The organism is Desulfoluna sp., from assembly GCF_030145185.1.
Taxonomy (GTDB): Bacteria; Desulfobacterota; Desulfobacteria; order Desulfobacterales; family Desulfolunaceae; genus Desulfoluna.
In genome coordinates, this window is sequence record NZ_JAQYWB010000057.1 from 16,161 (window position 1) to 37,989 (window position 21,829).

General features: G+C 55.0%; 17 protein-coding genes and 1 tRNA gene. 12 read left to right on the forward strand and 6 right to left on the reverse strand.

Features of this window, described 5'->3' with window-relative positions; translation table 11 throughout:
- Positions 1 to 22: 22 nt before the first annotated feature.
- The 3 genes from Q1Q75_RS16790 (at position 23) to Q1Q75_RS16800 (ending at position 4,423) form a co-directional block, all read left to right on the forward strand.
- Positions 23 to 601: a TetR/AcrR family transcriptional regulator gene (locus Q1Q75_RS16790; protein ID WP_300672953.1), complete on the forward strand. Its 579-nt coding sequence runs from the start codon at positions 23 to 25 to the stop codon at positions 599 to 601.
- Positions 598 to 1,953 carry a clostripain-related cysteine peptidase gene (locus tag Q1Q75_RS16795; RefSeq protein ID WP_300672955.1) on the forward strand — a complete coding sequence of 452 codons (1,356 nt, stop codon included), beginning with the start codon at positions 598 to 600 and terminating at the stop codon, positions 1,951 to 1,953. The genes Q1Q75_RS16790 and Q1Q75_RS16795 overlap by 4 nt, the downstream gene beginning before the upstream one ends.
- 265 nt (positions 1,954 to 2,218) lie before the next feature.
- Entirely contained in the window at positions 2,219 to 4,423 is a 2,205-nt protein-coding gene (locus Q1Q75_RS16800; protein ID WP_300672957.1) for a DUF3141 domain-containing protein, read from the forward strand.
- Positions 4,424 to 4,473: 50 nt separating this feature from the next.
- Here the strand turns inward: Q1Q75_RS16800 and Q1Q75_RS16805 are convergent, their stop codons facing one another.
- The 5 genes from Q1Q75_RS16805 to Q1Q75_RS16825 all read right to left on the reverse strand — a co-directional run bounded on the left by Q1Q75_RS16805 (position 4,474) and on the right by Q1Q75_RS16825 (position 9,311).
- Positions 4,474 to 5,391: a nitroreductase family protein gene (locus Q1Q75_RS16805; protein ID WP_300672959.1), complete on the reverse strand. Its 918-nt coding sequence runs from the start codon at positions 5,389 to 5,391 to the stop codon at positions 4,474 to 4,476.
- On the reverse strand, positions 5,388 to 6,449 hold the full coding sequence (locus tag Q1Q75_RS16810; protein WP_300672961.1) for an AI-2E family transporter: 1,062 nt from the start codon (positions 6,447 to 6,449) through the stop codon (positions 5,388 to 5,390). The genes Q1Q75_RS16805 and Q1Q75_RS16810 overlap by 4 nt, the downstream gene beginning before the upstream one ends.
- Positions 6,450 to 6,601: 152 nt before the next feature.
- Positions 6,602 to 7,369, reverse strand: coding sequence for a hypothetical protein (locus tag Q1Q75_RS16815; RefSeq protein WP_300672963.1), 768 nt, complete (start codon positions 7,367 to 7,369; stop codon positions 6,602 to 6,604).
- A 12-nt stretch (positions 7,370 to 7,381) separates the two neighbouring features.
- Positions 7,382 to 8,035, reverse strand: coding sequence for a hypothetical protein (locus tag Q1Q75_RS16820; RefSeq protein ID WP_300672965.1), 654 nt, complete (start codon positions 8,033 to 8,035; stop codon positions 7,382 to 7,384).
- A gap of 373 nt (positions 8,036 to 8,408) precedes the next feature.
- On the reverse strand, positions 8,409 to 9,311 hold the full coding sequence (locus tag Q1Q75_RS16825) for an SDR family oxidoreductase (protein ID WP_300672967.1): 903 nt from the start codon (positions 9,309 to 9,311) through the stop codon (positions 8,409 to 8,411).
- 168 nt (positions 9,312 to 9,479) lie between these two features.
- Here Q1Q75_RS16825 and Q1Q75_RS16830 point away from each other — a divergent pair, with 168 nt between their 5' ends.
- Positions 9,480 to 9,887 carry a PaaI family thioesterase gene (locus Q1Q75_RS16830; RefSeq protein ID WP_300672969.1) on the forward strand — a complete coding sequence of 136 codons (408 nt, stop codon included), beginning with the start codon at positions 9,480 to 9,482 and terminating at the stop codon, positions 9,885 to 9,887.
- 382 nt (positions 9,888 to 10,269) lie between these two features.
- Positions 10,270 to 11,385: an HD domain-containing phosphohydrolase gene (locus Q1Q75_RS16835; RefSeq protein WP_300672971.1), complete on the forward strand. Its 1,116-nt coding sequence runs from the start codon at positions 10,270 to 10,272 to the stop codon at positions 11,383 to 11,385.
- Between the two features lie 215 nt (positions 11,386 to 11,600).
- On the opposite strand, the gene Q1Q75_RS16840 is transcribed toward Q1Q75_RS16835, so the two are convergent.
- Positions 11,601 to 13,334 carry a YcaO-like family protein gene (locus Q1Q75_RS16840; RefSeq protein ID WP_300672974.1) on the reverse strand — a complete coding sequence of 578 codons (1,734 nt, stop codon included), beginning with the start codon at positions 13,332 to 13,334 and terminating at the stop codon, positions 11,601 to 11,603.
- Positions 13,335 to 13,760: 426 nt separating this feature from the next.
- On the opposite strand from Q1Q75_RS16840, the gene hisB reads away from it, so the two are divergent.
- From hisB to Q1Q75_RS16875, 7 genes are all read left to right on the forward strand, one after another.
- Positions 13,761 to 14,348, forward strand: a complete 588-nt coding sequence (hisB, locus tag Q1Q75_RS16845; protein WP_300672976.1) for an imidazoleglycerol-phosphate dehydratase HisB — start codon at positions 13,761 to 13,763, stop codon at positions 14,346 to 14,348.
- Positions 14,349 to 14,397: 49 nt separating this feature from the next.
- Positions 14,398 to 15,084: a hypothetical protein gene (locus Q1Q75_RS16850; RefSeq protein WP_300672979.1), complete on the forward strand. Its 687-nt coding sequence runs from the start codon at positions 14,398 to 14,400 to the stop codon at positions 15,082 to 15,084.
- 395 nt (positions 15,085 to 15,479) lie between these two features.
- Entirely contained in the window at positions 15,480 to 17,309 is a 1,830-nt protein-coding gene (gene dnaG / locus Q1Q75_RS16855) for a DNA primase (RefSeq protein ID WP_300672981.1), read from the forward strand.
- The gene (rpoD, locus tag Q1Q75_RS16860; protein WP_300672983.1) at positions 17,306 to 19,129 is read left to right on the forward strand and encodes an RNA polymerase sigma factor RpoD; all 1,824 of its coding nucleotides are present in this window, start codon (positions 17,306 to 17,308) and stop codon (positions 19,127 to 19,129) included. Before dnaG ends, rpoD begins: the two co-directional genes overlap by 4 nt.
- A 116-nt stretch (positions 19,130 to 19,245) precedes the next feature.
- Positions 19,246 to 19,322: transfer RNA gene (locus Q1Q75_RS16865), tRNA-Ile, on the forward strand.
- 219 nt (positions 19,323 to 19,541) lie between these two features.
- Positions 19,542 to 20,672, forward strand: coding sequence for a Nif3-like dinuclear metal center hexameric protein (locus Q1Q75_RS16870; protein ID WP_300672985.1), 1,131 nt, complete (start codon positions 19,542 to 19,544; stop codon positions 20,670 to 20,672).
- A 130-nt stretch (positions 20,673 to 20,802) separates the two neighbouring features.
- Positions 20,803 to 21,531 (forward strand): C4-type zinc ribbon domain-containing protein, encoded by a 729-nt coding sequence (locus tag Q1Q75_RS16875; protein WP_300672987.1) that lies wholly within the window; start codon positions 20,803 to 20,805, stop codon positions 21,529 to 21,531.
- Positions 21,532 to 21,829: the final 298 nt, after the last annotated feature.

A 21,829-nucleotide genomic window follows, 5' to 3' on the forward strand; every position in this document is an offset into this window, starting at 1 on the left:
AGTAAAAAGGAAGGAAGAGGTCATGGGCAAAGAGGAGAAACGACAACGGGTGTATGAAGCGGCTCTTCTGCTCTTTTCCAGGCATGGCTTCAAGAAGACCACGGTGGAAGATATCGCCGATGCCCTCGGCATGACCAAGGGGAACCTTTATCTCTATGCCCGAAACAAGAAGGATCTCTATGAGTCGGCGGTGGCATGGTCCCTTCGCAACTGGCAACGGGCATCCCGCGAGGTGGCCGACGCAGAAGAGAGCTGTGCGGCCAAGATTTATGCGTACTTTATCACCGGGTACCGGTATTTGGAATCGGATCAGGTTTTGCGTCGCCTCATCACCCATGACCAGGCTCTGTTTCCTCTGACGGAGGCGGAAGATCGGTTCCACGAAATCAACCAGGCATCGCGGAATATTCTTGCGGGGTACCTGGCAGAGGGAATCGAGACCGGTGAGTTTCGACCCTTTGAGGTGGAAGGTTTGGCGGAACTGCTCTACTCCTTTTACGTGATGCTGGTGATTAAGCGTTATCTGGTCCCTGGCAAGGTACCCTCGCAAGAATCTCTAAATATAGCCTTTAATCTCATTCTAAAGGGGCTGCTCGCATGATTTATCGGTGTGGGACGATGGGGAAATCACTGGGCCGCAGGGTTTTGAAACGCACACTCAGCGGGGTCTTGTCTCGGATGATTGCCGTGGGCCTGTGGGCTGCGATTTTCTTGACGGGGTGCGGGGGCGACAATGACACGACTCCCGCTCTCAGCGTCGCCGGGTCGAGCTGGACGGTGATGGTCTATCTTGACGGGGACAACAATCTCGAAGAGTGGGCGCTGGCCGATTTTAATGAGATGGAGGCTGCCGCCACCGACGAGAACCTTCATCTTATCGTGCTTTTTGATCGCAGCCCGTATCACTCCGAAGCGCAGGGCGACTGGGAGGGGACGCGTCTCTATAAAATTCGTCATGACACGGACACCTCGTCGATGTCCTCGGTTCGACTGACCGATTCGGTGGGGCTGGGTCTTGCCGGGGATGAGTCCGATGAGTTGAACATGGGCCGCAGTGAGACCTTGAGGCAGTTTGTTTCCTTCTGTAAGGAGGCCTATCCTTCGGACTACACCGCCTTGATCCTCTGGGATCACGGGAGCGGTTGGGCTCCCTCCGGGGCGGACACCGCAAAAGTTGGGACCAAATTTATTGCCATTGACGATGCCAGCTCTGGGGATGCGCTTTCCATGAAGGAGGTGGCGGACGCCTTGTCGGGACAGCCGGTGGATCTTCTGGGGTTTGACGCCTGTTTGATGGCGGAGGCGGAGGTTGCCTGGGAGTTGCGCGATTCGGCGCGTTACATGGTGGCCTCTGAAATGCTGGAACCTTCTACGGGCTGGAATTATACCGATTTTCTGAATCGGTTTGCCGGTGTCTCCGGCGTGAAAAAGACCCCTGAGGTGCTGGGACGCATTATTTCTGAAACCTATCTGGAGGGGGGCGGCGATATGGGGCTCAGTCTGTCGGTGACGGATCTCAAGGCCTTGCCCTCTCTCGGGGCGGCTGTGGACGCCCTGGCTCTGGAGATGATGGCGCTGGGACCCGAAGCGGTGACCTCGGCGCGTAATGAAATCCCCGATTATAATGATGACACCTGCGTGGACCTGCGTCGGTTTGCAGAGGCGCTGGGTGTCTCCAGCGAAACCCGGACTGTGTTGGGCGCTGCTCTTTCTCGGGCGGTGATCGTCAATGGGGCCACAAATCTGGATGAGATTTGCGGTCTTTCCATCTATTTTCCCCTTTTCGGCGTCTCATCCGGCCAGTATGGTGATTACACCTCCTTAAACCTGGATTTTGTCGATGACACCGAGTGGGCCGGGGCGCTTAGAGATTATAAGAACCGCGCCCCTTACTACACGGTGGATCGTCGCGACGAAGACGGATCCCTTCTTGCGACCCCTGGCTCTGAATAACCTCTTGATAAGAGATGCTATCTTGCTATAATACCACCTGCCTTTTCGATTTGGCCCTGGCGTCCTTGCCTGGGGAGGCCCTTTTCCGGCTCTCATGACCACCCTTTCTTCTATCGATTCCCCACAGCCGGTTGGGCTTTGTTTTTTATTGGAACAATCCTGTCACACGATATCAATGACGTCTTGCCGGAGCCTGGTGTGCTGAGCGTGAATTGCGGCCATCAATGGATGGTTTCAGATCTGGTAAGATCCTTCAGGAGGGTTTATGGACACAGTTTCCGCCAATCCCATGTCATCCACCGTTGATCTCTTGACCCATGCTTCCCGGTATATGTTTGATGCTTCACAGCGTTCCGTTCTTTTTTGGGATGTGCTTCGGAAAAGGGGAAACAATTACCGGGAGCACCTAGAGAAGGGCCAGCCCCCAGTGTTGATTTTTGATTACGAAATAATCTGCGATGCCCGGACCTTCGAAAAACCGGCCAATTACGCCTTGGCCCTGATACACGGAAAACGCGGGGCCCGGGAACAGGGGTTTACAGGCGGAGCCGACCGCAGGGTGACGGGGGATGAAAAAAAAGGGGATCACCGGGACCCGAGCCGTCGCCCCATGGTGATCATCGATCCCAGGGCCGGTCACGGTCCGGGAATCGGAGGATCCAAAGAGGCGTCAGAAATCGGGCACGCTCTCGCCAACGGGCATTCTGTCTATTTTGTGCTCTTTTTTACCGAGCCGATGCCGGGCCAGACCCTGGCCGATGTGAAAAATGCCGAGATTCTTTTCCTTGAGGAGGTGGTGAAGCGGCATCCGAAGGCCCTTCGACCCGTGGTGATCGGGAATTGTCAGGGGGGCTGGGCCACCGCCATTGTGGCCGCCGAGCGGCCTGACCTGGCAGGACCCATTGTCTTGAACGGCGCCCCTCTCTCCTACTGGTCGGGGGTGGGAGGCACGAACCCCATGCGATACAAAGGAGGGCTCGTGGGCGGTGTCTGGATCAACGATTTTGTCAGTGATCTGGGCGGGGGGCTCTTTGACGGAGCCAATCTGGTCATGAGCATGGAAGGCCTCAACCCGGGACATACCTGTTGGTCCAAACCGTACAATCTGTATAAAAATGTGGATACGGAAGAGGAACGTTTTCTTGATTTTGAAACATGGTGGGGCGGTTTCTTTTTGATGACGGGAGATGAAATTCATACCATCGTCGCCGATCTTTTTGTGGGGAATCACCTGGCCCAGGGGCAATTGACGCTGGATGAGGGTCCTCCCATTGACTTGAGGCGGTTCAGCGATCCTGTGGTGGTGTTTGCGTCCAGCGGGGATAATATTACCCCTCCACAGCAGGCCCTCAACTGGATTCCCATGGTCTACAAGTCCGTGGATGAGATCAAACAACGCGGGCAGGTGATCGTCTACGTCATTCACCCCACCATCGGGCATCTGGGGATCTTCGTGGCGAGCTCCATTGCCGGCAAGGAACAGAAGGAGATCATCGGGAGCGTGGAGATGATCAACTTTCTATCACCGGGGCTTTATGAAATGGAGATTGTCGAGGCGCCGTCTGAAGCATGGTTGAACGATTACAAGGTCACATTTTTAGAACGCACCATTGAGGATATTCTGGCCTATGACGATGGCGTGGAAGATGAACAGGCTTTTGAGCTCGTCGCCTCCATTTCAGAACGCAATGGGGCTTTTTATTCGACCTGGTTGAGCCCCCTGGTACGCGCCATGGTCACGCCGTTGTCCGCCGAGTGGCTGCGGGAGATGCACCCCATGCGCCTTCAGCGCAGTCTCTTCTCCGATCAGAACCCCATGATGAAGCCTGTGAAAGATGCCGCTGAATTGGTTCGTCGGGTGAGACGGCCCGTCTCAGAAGAGAATCCCTTTGTTCAAGCAGAACGGGCCCTCTCTGAAATGGTGGTGGCTGCCTTTGATTGGGGGCAGGCGCTTAGCGATATGAAGCAGGAGAAGGTGTTTCATGCCCTGTACGATAACCCGGTGATGGCCTGGCTTTATGGGTCGGGCCTTGGATTACCCATCGAAGAGAGCCGGGCGACCCGGGAAAAGAAGACTCGGGAGACGAGTCTGGACCGCCTGTTGTGGCTTGGGAAGATCGAGGAGGGCGGGTACCCGGAAGGGGCCATCCGGATGATCATCGCCATGGCCAGCGCTGACGGGGCCGTGGATGAGGCGGAGATGGCCATGGGCAGCCGAATCGTCAAGGCCAGCAGGCGCCTGAAGCGCTTGACCGCACGAGAGCTTCACAAGATCGTCAAAGAGCAATCCCGCATCCTTCAAACGGATTTTGATAAAGCCCTTCACGCCCTGCCGGTTTTGATTGAGGGGAAGAGCGATCGGAAGAAGGCCATGAAACTTGCCAACGATATTGCCCTGGCCGACCACTCTCTGGCTAAGGAGGAATCGAGGCTCCTTGCAAAAATGAAAAAGATTCTGGATTTGTCGTAAGGGATACAAAAAAAGTCGTGACGGTCCCGAAAGGGCTGTCACGGCTTTTTTTATTTGGCCCCCAGGCGGATCACGCGGGGGGGAATGGGTTTGCGGACCGAGGGGCGCCTGTAGGGTTCATCGGGGTGTCCGATGGCGATGACGGCGTGGACGGTTTCGCCATCGGGGAGTTGGACGAGCTGTCTCAAGGTTTTATCCTGGGCCAGGGCTTCCACGGCAAAGCCGATGAGACAGGTCCCGAGGCCCATGGCATGGGCGGCGAGAAGAATCTGGTTTGAGGCGAGGAGGGCATCCTCGGTGGGGCAGGAGGCCTCCTGGGAGCAGCTGACGAGGATGGCGGCCGGGGCACCGTGGAAGAGGCGGTCCCACTTTTCGTTATTCCAGCAGGCGATGCCTTCCTCGATGCGGTCGTGGTAATCGGTGTAATATGCAGAGAGCTCCGGTTTACCCACGAGCTTGAGCGTGCCGCGTAAGGGGGCGATGCGGGCGAGGCGGTTGAGCTTTTGAAAGAAGTTCAGGACCCCTTGAGCAACCCCCTCCACGGACGGTCGATCGGGGAGCAGGGTAAACTGCCATGCCTGGGAGTTGGTGCCGGAAGGGGCGGTGGTGCCAATTTTTGTCAGGTCTTCCAACACTGCCATGGGGACAGGTTCTTTTGTGTAGTGGCGGCAGGATCGCCGGGAAGCCATCAGTTGAACGAGGGCCCCCACATCAAAGGTTCCGGGAGAGAGCCACCCCTTGGGGGTTTCAAAGGTCTGATATCCCTGATTCATGGGGGTATGACCGGTGAGTGTGATGGCGTCTGCGGGGCAGACGGCCAGGCAGTGGCCACAGGAGAGGGAGTCGTCACCCGTGATTGTGGCGACGCCATCGTCAAGGCTCAGGGTGTCGTGGGGGCAGATGTCAACGCAGGCTCCGCAGCCGGTGCAGCGTGTTTCATCAATGATGACGTGAATTTCGCGTTTCATTCGGTGTCCTTCTGAAGGTGTTGTTTTGCTTCTTTTTCCGGTCCCAGCAGGATGGCGAACCATCGGGTGTCCTCTCGGGCTTCCAGGGTAATCTTCAGGGCCATGGTCAAGGGGACAGAAAGAATCATGCCCACGGGGCCCATGATCCAGCCCCAGAATGCCAGGGAGAGAAAGACCACCAAGGCGGAGAGTCCCACGCCGCTTCCCATGACCCGGGGCTCAATGAGGTTGCCGATGGCTACGTTCGTGGCCACATAGAGGAGTCCAACCATCAGGGCTTTCATGGCTCCGAATTGAACCAGGGCCAGGAGGATGGCCGGGACGGCGGCGATGATGGATCCGATATTGGGGACAAAATTGAAGATAAAGGCGATGAGCCCCCAGATGGCCGGAAAGTCGATACCGAAGAGCATCAGGCCGACATAGATCAGGCTGCCGGTGACAAAACTGGTGGCGCTTTTGATGGCCAGGTAGTGGCGGATGCCTTCGGCAATGCGGTGAAATCCATGATGAGAGGCGTTGTCGTTGCCGAGGGCGGCTTGAAGTTTCAGGGAGAAACCCGAGGCTTCCATGAGGATGAAGATGACCGTCAGGATAATGAAAAAGGTGTTGGTAAAGATCCCACCTAAGCGGGTCAGCAGCGCACCGAGAAAGGTCATCATGCGGCCTGGGTTGACGACGTTGAGCAGGGTCTCACTGGTGATGTCGATGTGGGCTTTTTGCAGCAGGGGGACCACACTGCTCACCAGGGCCTCCAGGCGCTGCTGGTAGGCGGGGATGCTTTTTGTAAAGGATTCCAGGGCTCCGGTGACGATGTTGATCAGGAGCAGGAAGAGGAGGAGTACGATAAATCCGATCAAAAGAACCGCGAGTCCAGACGGGATTTTTTTGCTCTCCAGCCAGAACAGAGGGGGGGAGACGGCCACGGCGATAAACACGGAGAAGAGAAAGGGAACCAGGATGGAGGATGCGGCCTGGATGCCCGTGACGACGACCACAAAACAAGCCAGGGAGAGAAGCATGTTGGCCCTGGGCGCGTTATCGGAAGCGGGGTGCATGAAGGGTCCTTTGCGTCGAGGTCGAGGTCGATGACCGTGAGTGGGTGTGTGCTGAGACAATCGGTAAACCCTGTGATGAATAATTTATACCTCAAGCCGTCTTGACCGAAAACAAAAAAAGCTGAAAGGACCACCTGCGGTGAGCTTTTTATTCAGGATAAAGTGTCTGGATCCTCTGGGGATGCGTCTTCCCCAAGGATCCGGGAGACGAGGTTCAGGTCGGGCAGTGAGCCCAGGACGGGCAGGTTGACATATCGGGCGATCTGGCGCTCGGATTTTAGGGTGGCGTCGTTCCATTCCAGGGCCGCAATGAGGACCAGCACCCCCAGGAGTGACGCGCTGAACAAGGTGAGCATGGGGATGATTCGGTCGGCACGCCAGAGGGCTCGTATGGCCGAGGATTCAATACTGCTGGCAAGTTTGGGCAGGAGGTCCGTGTCGATTTCAATGCCACCGAGTTGAATGCCCTCCTGGGCTTTTCTCAACAGTCTTCGTGCATAGTATCCCACCAGGTGGCTGCCCAATTCAGGGTCTTTTCCCAGGTAGGTGATGCGGGCGATCTCCCCTTCGCGGGAGAGGGAGAGGTTGTTGCGTATAGCGGCCGTGACTTTCTGGTAACGTTCCTTTTCCAGATGTTCCACGGTTTTTATGGTGAGGTTGAAATAGCGATCGACGGAGAAGTTTTGTTGAAAGAAGAGGTCCTGGTTCCTGATCACCTCGTCGAAAGAGGTGAAGACGGTGGGGGTGGTGGTGGACGCAAAGCGAGCCTCCAGAGGAAGCTGGATGTCCTGCCAGGCCCTGTATTGATCCGGGGAATAAAAGGCGGAGAGCAGATAAAGCCCAGGCATCAGGAGGGCGAGAAGAAACCAGGCTTTGTATCGTTTCATACCGTGGGTGTAGCGTTTGACAACGTAGGACATGGCCGCGTCTCCTTAGTGCCTGATAGGATTTTTCCATTGATTGGCCACGACCCCAAGGAGTTTGGCCCCACTGAGTCGCATGGCCGTGACCGTGCGCTTCAATGTGGATCGAGGGGTCCTGTTGGTCATAAAGACCAGCACCACGCCGTCGGCGATGCTTGAAAGCAAGATGGGGTCCCGCATGCGTTGATTTTCCGGGAAGGTGGAGGAGGTGTCTACGATGATGGTGTCGTAGCGGGTTTTGGCGTCCTGGATGAGGCGATGGTCATATCCTTTGGAGATGGAGAGGGTGCCGTGAAAATCATCGGTAATGCGGGCCGCAGGGAGGATGTCGATGCCACTTACCGTCGGCACGATGAGTTCATCCAGGGAGGCTGCCTTGTAAAATGCGGCGGGGCTCTCTATGGGATCTATATTGAAAAAGTGGTGCACGGCCGGTGCGTACCAGTTGTAGTCGACGAGAAGGGTACGACGTCTCCTTGAGTCGGTGGCTGCGATGGCAAGCCCTGTTGCCGTCGTGGTTTTTCCCTCTCCTCGGGCGCCACTTGTGATCACGAGGCAGAGGTTTTTCTGATGGTTTGTCGCGGTTTGAATGGCGGTGAACATCCGTTTTGTCTCCGCAATTCGTCCCAGGGTGTAAAGATGTGAGTCGATGGATTGATTCATGGATCGGTGCTCCTTGGGGTGGCTGTAGCCGGGGCTCAAGGCTGTGATGGGGATTCCTTTTGCAGGCTTGTTGTCTTGGGGGGTCGAATAGAATCCGCAGGTATCAGGGGTCGGGGTGACGGTTGACGCAAAGGGTGAAGACGGTTGCACAGGTTATAGAACGCACATTAAGGCAGGATGGGAGCTGTGCGATCGGACGTACTTGGGGTGAACGGTGACCATGGATTTATATTAATACAAATGAATGCGGGTGGCAACAGGGGAGGGTACCGTACAGGCCGTCTGAGGGGATGGGCTGTACGGTTCAACGCTTGGGCGTGTCGGCTCTGGTTTTTCATCCGGTTGAAGCACACCCTTAAAAAATGGCGTCGGTCTATTCCAGGGCCGGTCCGATCTCGTGGAGAAGAAAGCTAAGCCCGTCGGTATGGGGCGCCCCGTCTTCCAGGGAGAGGATGGCGTTTATGTTGTCTCGGACATCTTCGACGGACACGTCTTGTCCCAGGGCGAGCCCGTGCCCGGAGATGACGGCGCTTTGCCCGAACCAGCCGGCGCCAGTGGTTACCGTAAGGCCGGTGTAGCGGTTGGCGTCAGAGCAGAGGTAAAGGGCCATGGGGGCGTTGAGGTCCGCCGCCATTTTTGAGGTGATCTGGTAGGGCATGATGTCTTCGGTCATGCGGGAGTGGGCGGTGGGGGAGATCGCGTTGACCTTGATACCGAATTTTTTTACTTCCAGCTTCAGGGCGTTCATGAGGCCGATGATGCCCATTTTTGCTGCGCTGTAGTTGGCCTGGCCGAAGCTGCCGTAAAGGCCGGCGTTGGAGACGGTGAACAGGATGCGTCCGTAGCCATTTTCTTTCATGGCACGAACCGCAGGCTGGGTGACGCAGAAGGCTCCCTTGAGGTGGACATTGATGACGGTGTCCCATTGCTCTTCACTCATTTTATGGAAAGACTGGTCGCGGAGGATACCTGCGTTGTTGATGAGGATGTCGAGGCTTTCGAAGTGGGTGAGGGCGGTCTCGATGATGGCGGCGCCTCCTTCCATGGTGGTCACGGAGTCGTAGCTGGCCACGGCCTTTCCGCCGGCGGCGGTGATTTCGGCCACCACCTTGTCGGCGGCTTCGTGGCCCTCTCCCCTGCCGTCCCGGCTTCCTCCGAGGTCGTTGACCACCACGGCGGCGCCCCTTTTGGCCAGTTCCAGCGCATAGCTGCGCCCGATTCCCGCGCCGGCGCCGGTGACGATGGCAACCTTTTTATCAAACGAGATTTTGTTCATCGGTCTGTCTCCCGGTTACAGGTTAAATACGAATCAAATGGGACGATGTGAACGGCGCGCAAACCATACCATAATTTAGCGGTGCGGGCCTGTTTTTCCTTTGGGCGTGTGGGCTTTTGTTGTAGCGTGGGCAGAGGTTAACCAAGGAGAATGAAATGGGGAGGAACGATGGGTTTTGTGTTTGATCCACCGGAGGTGTTCCGGGACATGGGGGCAGAGATTCTTCTCTTTGATGAAGAGAAAGAATCCATCGAGGTTCGTTTTCCTGTGCAGGCGAGGTATCGGAACCCCATGGGGGTGATGCAGGGCGGTATGGTTGTGGCGGCCATGGACAACACGTACGGTCCGCTTACCGTGCTTCTGGGGACCACCAGTGTGACCACACACATCAATACCACCTTTGTGAAGCCGGTGGCTCGTGATGAGCCTTATATCATTATTACGGCAAGGGTGACGGCGCGTTCGCGTCGTCACCTTCACCTGACCGGTGAGGTTCGTGATTCGCGCGGAACCCTCGTGGTGAGTGGGACGGCCAGTTTTATGGTGCTGGAGACCCATGACCCCGAATCGGCATGACGCCTGAGAGGGGAGCCGCTGCGTGGCCGGGCAGGGCTATGGCGATCCGATGGGATCCCCCTCTTTTTGCATGACGCGCGATTCTCCGTTGTTGAGGTCATGGGTTTGGGGTATACTAAGTCCATTCAATTGTTCATGATTCAGAAAGAGGCGGCTCGAAAAAAGGGTGGTGTCACTTCTGGTTCCTGCGTTTCGAAGAGACTCGTTGGCAGGGTTCAAGGTGGCGTCCGGATTTTTTGGCGGGTCGTCAGGGCTTCCCTTTTGTTGCAATGATGGTTCCTGCCTGCAGAGCGTCTGTTTTTTACCTGATCATCCGTTTCTCCTTGATGGCCCTTCCGTAATTCCTCATTTTACCCGGTTTATCCTTTGGGAGCACCAGCCTATGGATATGCAGAAAGAAAACGATTCGCCCCGCCTGTTGATTGTGGATGACGATGAGACCATTCGGATGATTCTATGCCGGGTGATGGAAAAGCAGGGGTTTGTCTGTCATCAGGCTTCAAATGGCCTGGAAGCTCTGGATGTTTTGAATGATCATCCGGTAGACATTGTGCTGACGGATGTGGACATGCCGGAGATGGGAGGTATTGAGTTGGTTCGGCTGATTCGGGCTCAGTACACCGCCGACCCTATCGTGATGACCGGTCACATTGATGAATTCAATTACGAACAGATGATTCAGGCCGGTGCCGAGGACTTTATTTTGAAACCCATGGCGCCAAGCGAAGTGGTTTTGAGGATCCGGCGCGTGTTGCGTGAACGCCTTCTTGCCAGGGGCCTGAGGGAAACTCATCAGGAGTTGAAGGCCTCTTATCTCGATACCATCAATCGTCTTGTGACGGCTGCAGAGTACCGGGATGAAAATACCGGGAGTCACATCACACGCATGGGAACCTACAGTGCTTTTCTTGCGGAAAAATTGAATATGGATGGGGCTTGGGTGGACCGGATTCGGTATGGAGCGGCCATGCATGATATCGGTAAGATCGGCATTCCAGACAATATCCTGATGAAGCCATCGCGGTTGTCCGGCAATGAATTTAATGTGATTCAGACCCACCCGGCCATTGGTGCACGGATACTGGCCAACGCCCAGTCGGATGTGTTGCGGCTTGGTCAGCAGGTTGCCATTGCGCATCACGAAAAGTGGGATGGCACCGGGTATCCCCAGGGGCTTTCCGGCGAACGGATCCCCCTTGCCGGGCGCATCGTGTGCATCGCCGATGTTTTTGACGCCCTTTCTACCAAGCGGCCCTATAAAGACCCTTATCCCCCGGATGTGATTTATTCCCTCATCGAGGATCAACGGGAAAAGCATTTCGATCCCGATCTGACGGACCTGGTGCTGGGACATTTTGAAGATTTTTTGACGATCCGTAAAAGCTCTGGCACCGACAGTGAAAGCGGCACCGGTGAGTTGGTGAATTGGGGTGAAATTTTTAACTGGAGTGAGCGGGATGTCATGTCGGCGGACGTATCGACCGGACGCTCTGTATAAGCCGTCAGCCCGGATATTTCATGAGAAAACAATCAGGACTAAGGAATAATTCGTAATGACAGTACTTTGCAGTCATATTTTTAGTCGTTTCAAAAATGCAAAATGTAATCCACGGTATTCTGTCTGATTTTCGTGAAATATCCGGGTCAGGGGGCTCTTTCTGTGCCTGGGAGTGAACACGCCGCCGGCCTCTGGGGCCGGCGGCGTTTTTATGATCAGACGGGTTCTACCAGCATTTTAAGGTTGGATCGGGCAAAGTCAATGGCGGGGTCCATCTTAAGCGCCATTTTGAAGTAGATGATGGCTTTGTCGAGGGTACCGAGTTCCCGGTAGTTGGAGGCGATGTTGGCATAATCGATGGCGGAGTTGGGGTTGAGGCGGAGCGCTTGCCGGAAGGCCTCAATGGCCTTCTCATGATTAGCCATCATGTAGTGGCAAAAACCCATGAGGTTGTAGATGTCTTCACGCTCGGGGTCCAGGTCGAGGCCGGTTTTGAGAATGCCCAGGGCCTCTTGGTAGCGTCCCGTCTCTTTGAGACAAACCCCCATCCAGGAGCAGATGGACGGGATCTCCTGGGTGTCGGGGTGGGCTGCCAGGGCGTGTTTAAAGGCTGCGAGGGCGTCATCGTAGTCCCCCCGATTCAGTAGGATCTGGCCCCTGTAGAAGTGGAAGTAGTAGCGTTCCCCGACAGCTTCTTCGAGCGTTACGATGCGTGCAAGGGCTGCCGCCGGCTCAAATTTTTCCGTGATCACTTTGGCGACGAACATGGGGACGCTGGTTCCCAGGCTGCGTTCGCGGAAGTGGGCGCCGGGGATGATGGTGTAGAAGGTGGGGATGCCGAGCTCCGGGTGGGTGGTTTCGACAAGGAGAATCTCCATCCCGATGGCTTTAAGGGCCGCTACGCACGCCTCGATCTCGACCTTGATGTTGGCGTTTGACAGATCCGGCAGGGAGGTCAGGGGCACGGAGGGCTGAGGGTGGGTGATGAACGCGGCCTCGGCGAGATCGGTGTATTTGGGCAGCCCGCTGGCCACATAATTGGCGCCGGTGTTGAAATCCCCGGCCAGCTGAGCCACTTCGGTCAAGGCTCGGCTCATGGCTTTTTCAGGGTCGGGAGCGGTCCCGGCGGTCCAGACCAGTTCACTGGATTCTGGAAAGGTGGCAGGGTCCCAGGCCAGCACGCCCACCGTGGGGATGCCGGTGTCAAGGGAGAGGTCGGAGCAAACGAGGCGGATGCCGTTTTTACGGTATTTCGAGATCATCTCCCGGACGGCGGGGTCGGTGGCGGTATCCGGGTCGATGGTGGGCGTGATCTGCTTGCCCTGGCTCACCAGGGAGCAGACGTGACGCTCCACAACCTCTGAGATGCCTTGACAGATCGCCTCTTCCCGGCAGTTGCCGGCAGAGGGGCCGTTGAATTCGTTGATGGTAAAAAACCAGTCAAAGGGAATGAGCATCTCTTCCCCCCGGGTGAGGTTCCAGGCCGGTGTCCACTGGAAAGGGATATCTGAAAAGAGGGCTTCGGCCGTTTCAGCGGGGGTTTTTTTGTCGTGGACCGATTGGGCAATCAAGTCGAAGGGGAGGGCGCGATCTTTGACGTTGCGGTAGGTGTTGGTGAAAAAATGACTCTCATCGGCCTTGAAGGCAAAAAAGCTGAATCGTTCCGCCAATTCCATGACAGCGCTGGCCTCAGACTGCTGGGGGGTGGCCCCTTTGCCCATTTGTTTGGCCGTTCCGGTGAGGGAGGAGGCATCTTTGCCACAGAGGCTGAAAAATACGGGAATATCGAGCCTGCCGTTGTCGATTCTTGAGGTCTCTTTAAAAATATCGAGGGCCAGGTGTTCGGCCTTTTTTTTAAAACGGGCCACGGTCTCTTCCGGGGAGATTATTTTGTCCTGATCTGAGGTACAGGTTTTGATGGCATCTTCCAGTACGGTTCTGACACTCATACAACACGTCCTTCTCGTGGCTTTCCGACCTGAATGGCTCGGGAATGTATTTTTGTTCGGCAAGCACTCTGCATGCATCACAGGCTTCTGAAAGGGCAATTTTTTTCAGTTGTTTTCAGGTGTTATCGAAATAAAGGTGTAATGCATGAAAAAACATTCTTCGTAACATACAACATGCGGAAGTGAAAAGACTTTTTTATATTGACCCTTTATGACCAATCTGATAATTGGGTTGGGATAAAATAATTGGGGTTTTGACGTTTTTCTACAAGCCATTCCGCATTTTTTTGTTGTTCCGGGGTTCCAAAACGGGGCTTCGGTGGAAGCACCGGACGTCAGCCTTCAACACGCCACCCCACAAACGTCAAAAACCCCCTCTGTCCCTATTTCAGCGCCTCAACTCGGATGATTCACAGGCATCTCAATATGACACGCACAGCGACCATCACGCGCAACACCCAAGAGACCCGTATTTCCATTGACCTCGACCTGGACGGCAGGGGCAGGGCGGATGTGAAGACCGGCATCCCCTATTTCGATCACATGTTGACCCTCTTCGCGGCCCATGGTTTTTTTGACCTGACCCTGAAGGCCGACGGAGATCTGGAGATCGATGCCCACCATACCGTCGAAGACACAGGGCTTGCCCTCGGCATGGCCATTGCCGACGCCCTGGGAGACCGGGCCGGGATCAGGCGGTATGGCCTGGCCGTCACGCCCATGGATGAAACCCTGGCGGAAGTGGCCTTAGATCTCTCCAATCGGCCCTACCTCGTGTACAATTTTCCTGACCATCGGGTTCGGGATGGCAACTTTGACGCCTGGTTGGCCCAGGAATTTTTCCAGGCCCTCTCAGTTAAAGCGGGGATGAATCTTCATATCAACGTACGGTATGGTACGAATGATCACCACATTATCGAAGGGGTGTTTAAATCCCTGGGGCGCGCGCTGGACCAAGCGGTCTCCATCGATCCGCGCATCGAAGGGGTTCGCTCTACCAAGGGTGTGATTTAACAACGACCGTTGCCATAATGATTCCGGGCGGTCATACCGGGAGGTGTGCATGGGGTACCCCACGCGAGAACCCGTCGTCGGGAAACGATTTTGGCTCCCCGTCTTATTTATGCTGACGCTCTTTGCCTGCTCCCCCTTGCGTCAGCCAAGCCAGCCGGTGGTCCCTGTCTCCTTATTTTCCTGCAATTCGGTGGTGGTCCTGCCCTTCTCCTGGGAGGCGCCTGAAGATAGCGTGTACATTGACCATGAGCGGGAGGAGGGGCGTGAGGCCTCTCTCTCTGCCGATGCTTTGGCAACGGAGCTGGCGAAGCGGATGGCCGCGTGTCTCGAGGAAAATGGGGTGAGGGCGACGGTTTCCCTGGCTCCGGCAACGGGTCTGGAGGAGCGGGTGGCTGCATTGAAAGAGCAAGGAGCTCCTTGTGTCCTCTTGGGACGAGTCGAACGATATGAGGAGCGCATCGGCTCTGACTGGTCGGTGAGCCGTCCGGCGTCGGTGGCCTTTAAAGCTCTTTTATTGGAGACTGCGACGGGGCGGGTGCTTTGGAAGGGTTCTTTTGATGAGGCCCAGCAGCCTCTCAGCGAGAATCTTTTGACCCTGAAGCGGTTTATCTCGCGAAAGGCGCGCTGGGTAACGGTGGCAGTGCTCGCTGAAGGGGGATTCAAAGGGCTGGTAACGTCCATGGTTCAAATGGGGGGCCGGCCTCTTCCTGTCGGCGCGGTGACACAGGATCCATAATCGTTTTTTAGAGTGTTCCTCCCTGCTTGGGTGGGGGACTTAAAAATAGTTCTTGACAAAGATGCAACTGGCATTAACTTATGCACCTGCTTGGGCGGACTTACCGTCAATCGCCTTCGCTTATTTATAATGAATAATTTTACTTGTATATCCTGTTTTTTTAGCGGGTTGGCTCCTTTTTGCGGCCGTGGCAGAGGCAAGGCGTCCTTTCAGACGGTTAAATGAAGGGTTCCATCACTCAGTATGAGTGGCTTTCACCTGGCGTGAGGGCTTTGAATATAAAATAAGTGGTATGGCAGACGACCTGCCGATGGTGTGACTCTCCTTTACGGTCGCCATCGATGTGGTTTTTTTTGGATTGGATACCGACTCTCGCGGACAGGAGCTTTTTGCACTTGATTCCTGAATCAGTGATCACAGACATTAAGCACGCGACTGATATTGTTCAGGTTGTCTCAGAAACCGTTCAGATGAAAAAGACGGGAAGCAACTTTGCAGGTCTTTGTCCGTTTCACTCCGAAAAAACTCCCTCCTTTACTGTCAGTCCGACAAAACAGATCTACTATTGCTTTGGATGCGGAGCCGGGGGCAGTGTCTTCAACTTTGTCATGAAGCGTGACGGGTTGACCTTCCCGGAGACCGTGCGTGCATTGGGCAGCCGTTGTGGCATTGAGGTGCCGGAGCGTGCCTTGAGCCCTGAAGAGAAAGAAAAAATAGGTGCCCGGGAAAAAATTTTTCTGGCCAATCGTCTGGCAGCCGATTTTTTTACACAGACCCTCAAAGGGTCCGTGGGCACCCAGGCGCTGGCTTACCTTCGAAACCGGGGCATCAGTGAAGAGACCATGGAACGCTTTGGTCTTGGGTATGCGCCGGATTCCTGGGATGCCGTGTCTCAGTGTCTCTCTTCGCATCGGGTGCCCGTGGATATTGCGGTGAACAGTGGGTTGCTTATTGCCAAAGAAGAGACGGGACGGTTCTACGATCGCTTCAGGAATCGCATCGTCTTTCCGATAGTTGATACAGCCATGCAGGTATCGGGGTTTGGGGGCCGCGTGATGGATGACGCGTTGCCAAAGTATCTCAACTCGCCCGAGACGCCTGTTTATCATAAGGCCCGTTCTCTTTATGGGCTCCATGCTGCGCGTGAGGGGATCCGTCAAAGCGGCATGGCCTTTGTTGTTGAGGGTTACTTCGATGTTCTGGCCCTGTTTCAACATGGTATCACCCAGGCGACGGCCACGCTTGGAACGGCCTTGACTCGGGATCATGTACGTCTTCTTTCACGGTGCGGTGCCGAACGGTTTGTCTTGGTTTTTGATTCTGATCAAGCCGGGATCCGGGCGGCTCTTCGCAGTGTGCCGGTGTTTCAGAAAGAGTACATGACGGCAAAAGTGCTTGTATTGCCCACGGGTCACGATCCAGACTCATTTGTTCGGGAGTCGGGGCCTGAGGCGTTTTTGTCCATGGCAGAGAACGCCATGGATCTTCTGGAGTTTTTAATGGACGCTTCCATTCGGCGTCACGGGCTCAGTGTGGAAGGGCGGTTGAAGGTCCTTGCCGATATGAAGGAGCCCCTCCTCGCCTTAGAGGATCGGGTGGCCCGTTCTCTTTATATTCGCGTGTTGGCCGATAAGGTGGGCATCGATGAAGGGGCGGTCAGTGAAAAAATTCATCAGGATCCGGGGGCGGGACACCGTTATTCCGGGCCTGGTTCGCAAAGCGATAGACCTGAAAGACCTGTGGGGCGAATTCCGACCGGGAACAGCTTGGAGCTGCAGATCGTTTCCATGCTTGTCCGTTACGCCGGGATCCATGCCTATTGCAGGGATGTTGGAATTACAGACTATTTCGAAGATCCAGGACTCAAGGGGCTTTGCTCCACGGCCCTGGCTTATGACGGACCTCCGGAGGCCATGACGGACTGGCTTCTTATGAACCTTCGGGAGGAGGGGCAAAGGGAATGGGTGGCGCGTCTTGCCATTGATGAGTTCCCGGTGATTCACCAGCGGTGTGTTGCTCTGATTGATCAGTATGTCCGCAATAGAAACAGATTAGGCGATGACCTCTCAAAAAGAATCAGGGAGGCGGAAGTGCATGGAGATCATGTCCTTCTGCTGGCTCTGCTGGAAGAGAAACGACGCTTTTCCCAGGACCTGAAGAGACGTCATGATGAAGCCAAGAAGGTTAAACATCAATCCGGGGTTGCAGGAGGCAAAACCATATGACCAACAAGTCCGATACCTCTCCCGAGAAGAGCAAGAAGAAACAAGAGTCAGCATTTAAGGCTCTGCTTGTGAAGGGTAAAAAAGTCGGAGTCCTCACGTATGATGAGATCAATGAGGTGCTTCCGGATAGCGTGGACTCTTCGGATCGCCTGGATGACATCGTTGTGATGCTTCAGGAGATGGATATCAAGGTGGTTGCGGAAAGCGACTCGGATCATGACGATGGGGACGAGAAGGATGACGAACCCGCCGAATTGGATTCCGAGATGCCCATGGACAGCCCGGCGACCCCGAAAAAGAAGGTCGCGGCCTTTGATTCCGAAACCGGGGCGGCCGATTACGGCACGGTTACCGATCCTGTAAAAATGTATCTTCGTGAGATGGGCATGGTGACCCTCCTCTCCAGGGAAGGGGAAATCGAGATCGCCAAAAAAATTGAGTTGGGCGATCAGGAAGTCCTGCGCCACCAACTCGATACCACCATCGCGGTGGGCTATATTCTTTCACTTGCCGACGGCATTGCCTCTGAAAAACTGCGTCCCAAGAACGTTTTGCGTGATGTGGACGAAGGGGACGGAGCCGTTGACGAGAAGAATCTGGTGGGTGAGTTTCTCAAGACCATTGCCGAAATTCGTATCATTCATGATGAGAACACGGGGCTCCGGTATCGTATTTTTACCGAAGAGCTCTCCTCGGATGAGCAGCGTAAGATCAGGCGATCCGTCAGTCGTCGAACCGAAAAGATATTTAATCTCCTGAAGGAGTGGCGGCTGGAGGTGAGTGTCTCGGACATCATCGATGCCAAAATTCTCGAGAATATTGGTTGGTTTGATGCCATGAACAAGGTGCTGGGGCGCTGTGCCGACACCTTTGGTACCTCCGTCACGGAGTTCAGGGGGCAGCTGGTTGATCCACAGACCTTTATCGCCTGGGCCATGGACAAAAGTGCTCTGGGGGAAGAGAAGCTTCTCAGTATTTATCCCGATTTTGCCTATCTGCAGCTGCAGATCGAAGAGCGTGAGCTTGGCATCAAGGCCAACGGGCGCATTTTGTCCCGTATTGCCTCATCCATCGAAGAGGGCAAAGTCCGGGCCAAGGAGGCCAAGAGTGAGTTGGTCAAGGCCAACCTTCGCCTGGTGGTCAGTATTGCCAAGAAATACACCAACAGGGGTTTGCAGTTTCTTGATCTGATTCAGGAAGGGAACATCGGCTTGATGAAGGCGGTGGATAAGTTTGAGTACCGAAGGGGCTACAAGTTCAGTACGTATGCTACCTGGTGGATCAGGCAGGCCATCACCCGAGCCATAGCCGATCAGGCGCGCACCATTCGTATTCCTGTGCACATGATCGAAACCATCAACAAGCTGATCCGTACCAGTCGTTATCTGGTCCAGGAGTTGGGGCGTGAACCCTCCCCTGAAGAGATCGCCGATAAGATGGAGATTCCACTGGACAAGGTTCGCCGTGTTCTTAAGATTGCCCGAGAACCTATCAGCCTCGAGACCCCCATCGGGGAAGAGGAAGACAGCCATCTGGGTGATTTTATCGAAGACAAGAAATTTATGCTTCCCTCCGATGCGGCCGTGAACATGAACCTGGCCGAAAAGACCCGGAAGGTTCTGGCGACCCTGACCCCGAGGGAAGAGAAGGTGCTTCGGATGCGTTTCGGCATTGGTGAGAAGGCGGATCATACCCTCGAAGAGGTCGGCAAAGACTTTGCCGTCACCCGAGAGCGTATTCGCCAGATTGAGGCCAAGGCCCTGAGAAAACTGCGGCACCCCACCCGGAGTAAAAAGCTTAAAAGTTTTATCGAGATCTAAGGTGAGGGACGTCCCTTTGCCGTTGCCGGAAAAAGGGACGTCCTATGCCGTTTGTGTGGTGGATAACCCTTGACAAAGGGGGGCCGCCAAGGGTAATGATACTCACCTTGATGCACGGGCCTATAGCTCAGCTTGGTAGAGCCACCGGCTCATAACCGGTCGGTCCCTGGTTCGAATCCAGGTGGGCCCACCAGCTCAAAATATACCGTGGAAAAGGAAGCCCCTTAAAGGCTTAAGATGCACCCCTTTTTTTCACGAACCAAGGCGGATAAAGCACCATGAAAGATGTTGCAAAATGCCGGGACAGTTTTTAAACACCAAGGCGTGTTGGCTAAAAGGCCATCACGCCTTTTTTATTGAAGGGGTGCCTGCGGCATGGTTGCAGGGCCTTTAAGAGAAGAATGGAGGACAGATGAGCGTAACGGTTTCTGAGATAATCTCCATGATGGAGGAACTGGCACCATCATCCCTTGCGGAACAATGGGATAATGTGGGGCTGCAGATTGGTCGGACAGATCAAACAGTCACTCGGATTCACATCGCCCTCGATCCCACCCCGGAGGTGGTGGCTGCAGCCGCAGACGACGGGGCGGAGATGCTGATTACACACCATCCTCTCATCTTCACCCCCTTGAAGACCCTGAACCTCGATACCCCCCTTGGCGGCATCATCGCCCGATCCGTTTCCTCCCCCCTCAGCATTTACTCAGCCCACACCAACCTTGACAGTGCCCCCGGCGGAATGAATGACGTTTTTTCTGAAATGATCGGTATGGATCATCCGGTGCCCCTGATGCCTTCGTTTGATTCCGAAACAGTGAAATTGGTTTTTTTTGTGCCTGAAGAGTATCGTCACAAGGTGATGAAAGCTCTTTTCTCCGGCGGTGCCGGTTCCATTGGGAAGTACAGCTGCTGCTCGTTCTCCTCACCGGGGCGGGGGACGTACATGCCTGAGCAGGGAGCGGAGCCTTCTGAGGGGTTTCCCGGGAAGATGAGCTGCGTGGACGAAGTCCGGGTGGAGACGGTGGTCAAGCGCTCCCAGGTAGATCATGTGCTCTGTGCGGTGCGGGCTGTGCATCCTTATGAAACCATGGAGTACAATATCTATCCCCTGTTGCCCGGGGCAGATGGCGACGCATCGGGTTCCGGTCTGGGGCGGGTGGGCACATTCAATCCCGCCATCCGCTTGAAAGATCTTGCTGAACGGATCAAGGCAGCCTTCGGTATGCCCATGGTAAAGGTGGTGGGCAATCCCGAGATGCCGGTTCATCGGGCTGCTGTCTGTACCGGCAGTGGGGCTTCGCTCATGAAGGCCTTTTACAAAAGCGGGGCGGATGTCTTTATCAGCGGCGAGTTAAAATACCATGATGCCCGTACCGTCGAGGAGATGGGGAAAGGGCTTGTGGATGCCGGTCATTTTGGGACCGAGCATTTTTCATGCACCCTGATGGCTCAAATTTTGAAAGAAAAAATTAAAGAGAGAGGCCTCAAGGTGGATGTGGTGGTGAGCACCCTCGAGAAGGACCCCTTTGTATTTGTTTGACGGATATGTCGCCGTATCAGACAGCGGCTGTGGCCGTGATGGCAATGTGAAATTGTGACAGCGTTTATCGGGTAGCGACACATCCACCGGCAGAGGCCGGTTCATAGATATGGGAGGCTTAATAAATTACATGCGTAATCTTAATGTGACCCGGGAGCAGGTTGACACACTGGCGCGTCTTCAAAAAATTGAGACGGAGTCGGCGCGGATTCAAAAGAAGTTGAAAGGGACGGTTTCCCAGACAGCTGTTCAGGGCGCGCGCCTGAAGGAGCTCGATATCGAGCTTGAGGTGGCCCAGGAGGAGTTGGCTGGGGAACAGAAGCGGTATGCGGCCATTGAAGAGGAGGTCGTTGAGCTCAATACCCGTGTGGTCAAAAGTCAGGAATACCTGCGCGTTGTGACAAACAACAAGGATTATCAGGTACTTCGCCGTGAAGTGGACGACAACACCAAGCGGGTTGGAGAGCTTGAGGAAACGCTGATTATCCTTTTGGATGAGCTGGAAGGCCGCGAAAAAAAAATGGCCGAGATCAGCGAAGCCCACACCGCCGAGTCGGAGAAGGTTAAGAGCATTGAGAATGAAATTTATAACGATACCGTCGAGGAACGTGAAACTCTGGAGGGCATGGCCCGTGAGCATGAGGATGTCGTGAAGAGTTTGCCTCCGGCTCTGTTGGATCATTACGAGAAGCTTCTTAAAACCACCGATCGCCTGGCAGTGGTTAAGGTCTCCGGCGGGGTGTGTTACGGCTGTTTTATGAATCTTCCTCCCCAGCAGGCCATTGAGCTCAAAAAGCTGGGAGGGCTTCACCATTGTCCCCGATGTCATCGGATTCTTTATTTTGAAAACGACGACTGATATTCACGGTTCGGCCTGAAAAAAAAGTCTATTTTTCAGGCCGTTTCCGTCGCATGTGAGTCGAGGTGAAAATCGCCATTTGCCTTTCCGTCGTTTTGAGGTATAACACGGTCACAATCGGAAGACGGTTGGAGGGGGACAGATGATCGCTGGGTTGCCAAGGCAACCGGGAGGAAAGTCCGAACACCGCAGGGCAGGGTGCTCCATAACGAGGAGTCGCGGCAACGCGAAGGCAAGTGCAACAGAGAGTAGACCGCCCGGCACTCAACAAAGGTAAGCCGCTAACCGGCTTACCTTT

What these genes read in the sequence shown, in the direction of transcription:
- Q1Q75_RS16790 (WP_300672953.1), top strand. Translation starts at nt 23, where the DNA reads ATGGGCAAAGAGGAGAAACGACAACGGGTGTATGAAGCGGCTCTTCTG.
- Q1Q75_RS16795 (WP_300672955.1), top strand. Translation starts at nt 598, where the DNA reads ATGATTTATCGGTGTGGGACGATGGGGAAATCACTGGGCCGCAGGGTT.
- Q1Q75_RS16800 (WP_300672957.1), top strand. Translation starts at nt 2,219, where the DNA reads ATGGACACAGTTTCCGCCAATCCCATGTCATCCACCGTTGATCTCTTG.
- Q1Q75_RS16805 (WP_300672959.1), bottom strand. Translation starts at nt 5,391, where the DNA reads ATGAAACGCGAAATTCACGTCATCATTGATGAAACACGCTGCACCGGC.
- Q1Q75_RS16810 (WP_300672961.1), bottom strand. Translation starts at nt 6,449, where the DNA reads ATGCACCCCGCTTCCGATAACGCGCCCAGGGCCAACATGCTTCTCTCC.
- Q1Q75_RS16815 (WP_300672963.1), bottom strand. Translation starts at nt 7,369, where the DNA reads ATGTCCTACGTTGTCAAACGCTACACCCACGGTATGAAACGATACAAA.
- Q1Q75_RS16820 (WP_300672965.1), bottom strand. Translation starts at nt 8,035, where the DNA reads ATGAATCAATCCATCGACTCACATCTTTACACCCTGGGACGAATTGCG.
- Q1Q75_RS16825 (WP_300672967.1), bottom strand. Translation starts at nt 9,311, where the DNA reads ATGAACAAAATCTCGTTTGATAAAAAGGTTGCCATCGTCACCGGCGCC.
- Q1Q75_RS16830 (WP_300672969.1), top strand. Translation starts at nt 9,480, where the DNA reads ATGGGTTTTGTGTTTGATCCACCGGAGGTGTTCCGGGACATGGGGGCA.
- Q1Q75_RS16835 (WP_300672971.1), top strand. Translation starts at nt 10,270, where the DNA reads ATGGATATGCAGAAAGAAAACGATTCGCCCCGCCTGTTGATTGTGGAT.
- Q1Q75_RS16840 (WP_300672974.1), bottom strand. Translation starts at nt 13,334, where the DNA reads ATGAGTGTCAGAACCGTACTGGAAGATGCCATCAAAACCTGTACCTCA.
- hisB (WP_300672976.1), top strand. Translation starts at nt 13,761, where the DNA reads ATGACACGCACAGCGACCATCACGCGCAACACCCAAGAGACCCGTATT.
- Q1Q75_RS16850 (WP_300672979.1), top strand. Translation starts at nt 14,398, where the DNA reads ATGGGGTACCCCACGCGAGAACCCGTCGTCGGGAAACGATTTTGGCTC.
- rpoD (WP_300672983.1), top strand. Translation starts at nt 17,306, where the DNA reads ATGACCAACAAGTCCGATACCTCTCCCGAGAAGAGCAAGAAGAAACAA.
- Q1Q75_RS16870 (WP_300672985.1), top strand. Translation starts at nt 19,542, where the DNA reads ATGAGCGTAACGGTTTCTGAGATAATCTCCATGATGGAGGAACTGGCA.
- Q1Q75_RS16875 (WP_300672987.1), top strand. Translation starts at nt 20,803, where the DNA reads ATGCGTAATCTTAATGTGACCCGGGAGCAGGTTGACACACTGGCGCGT.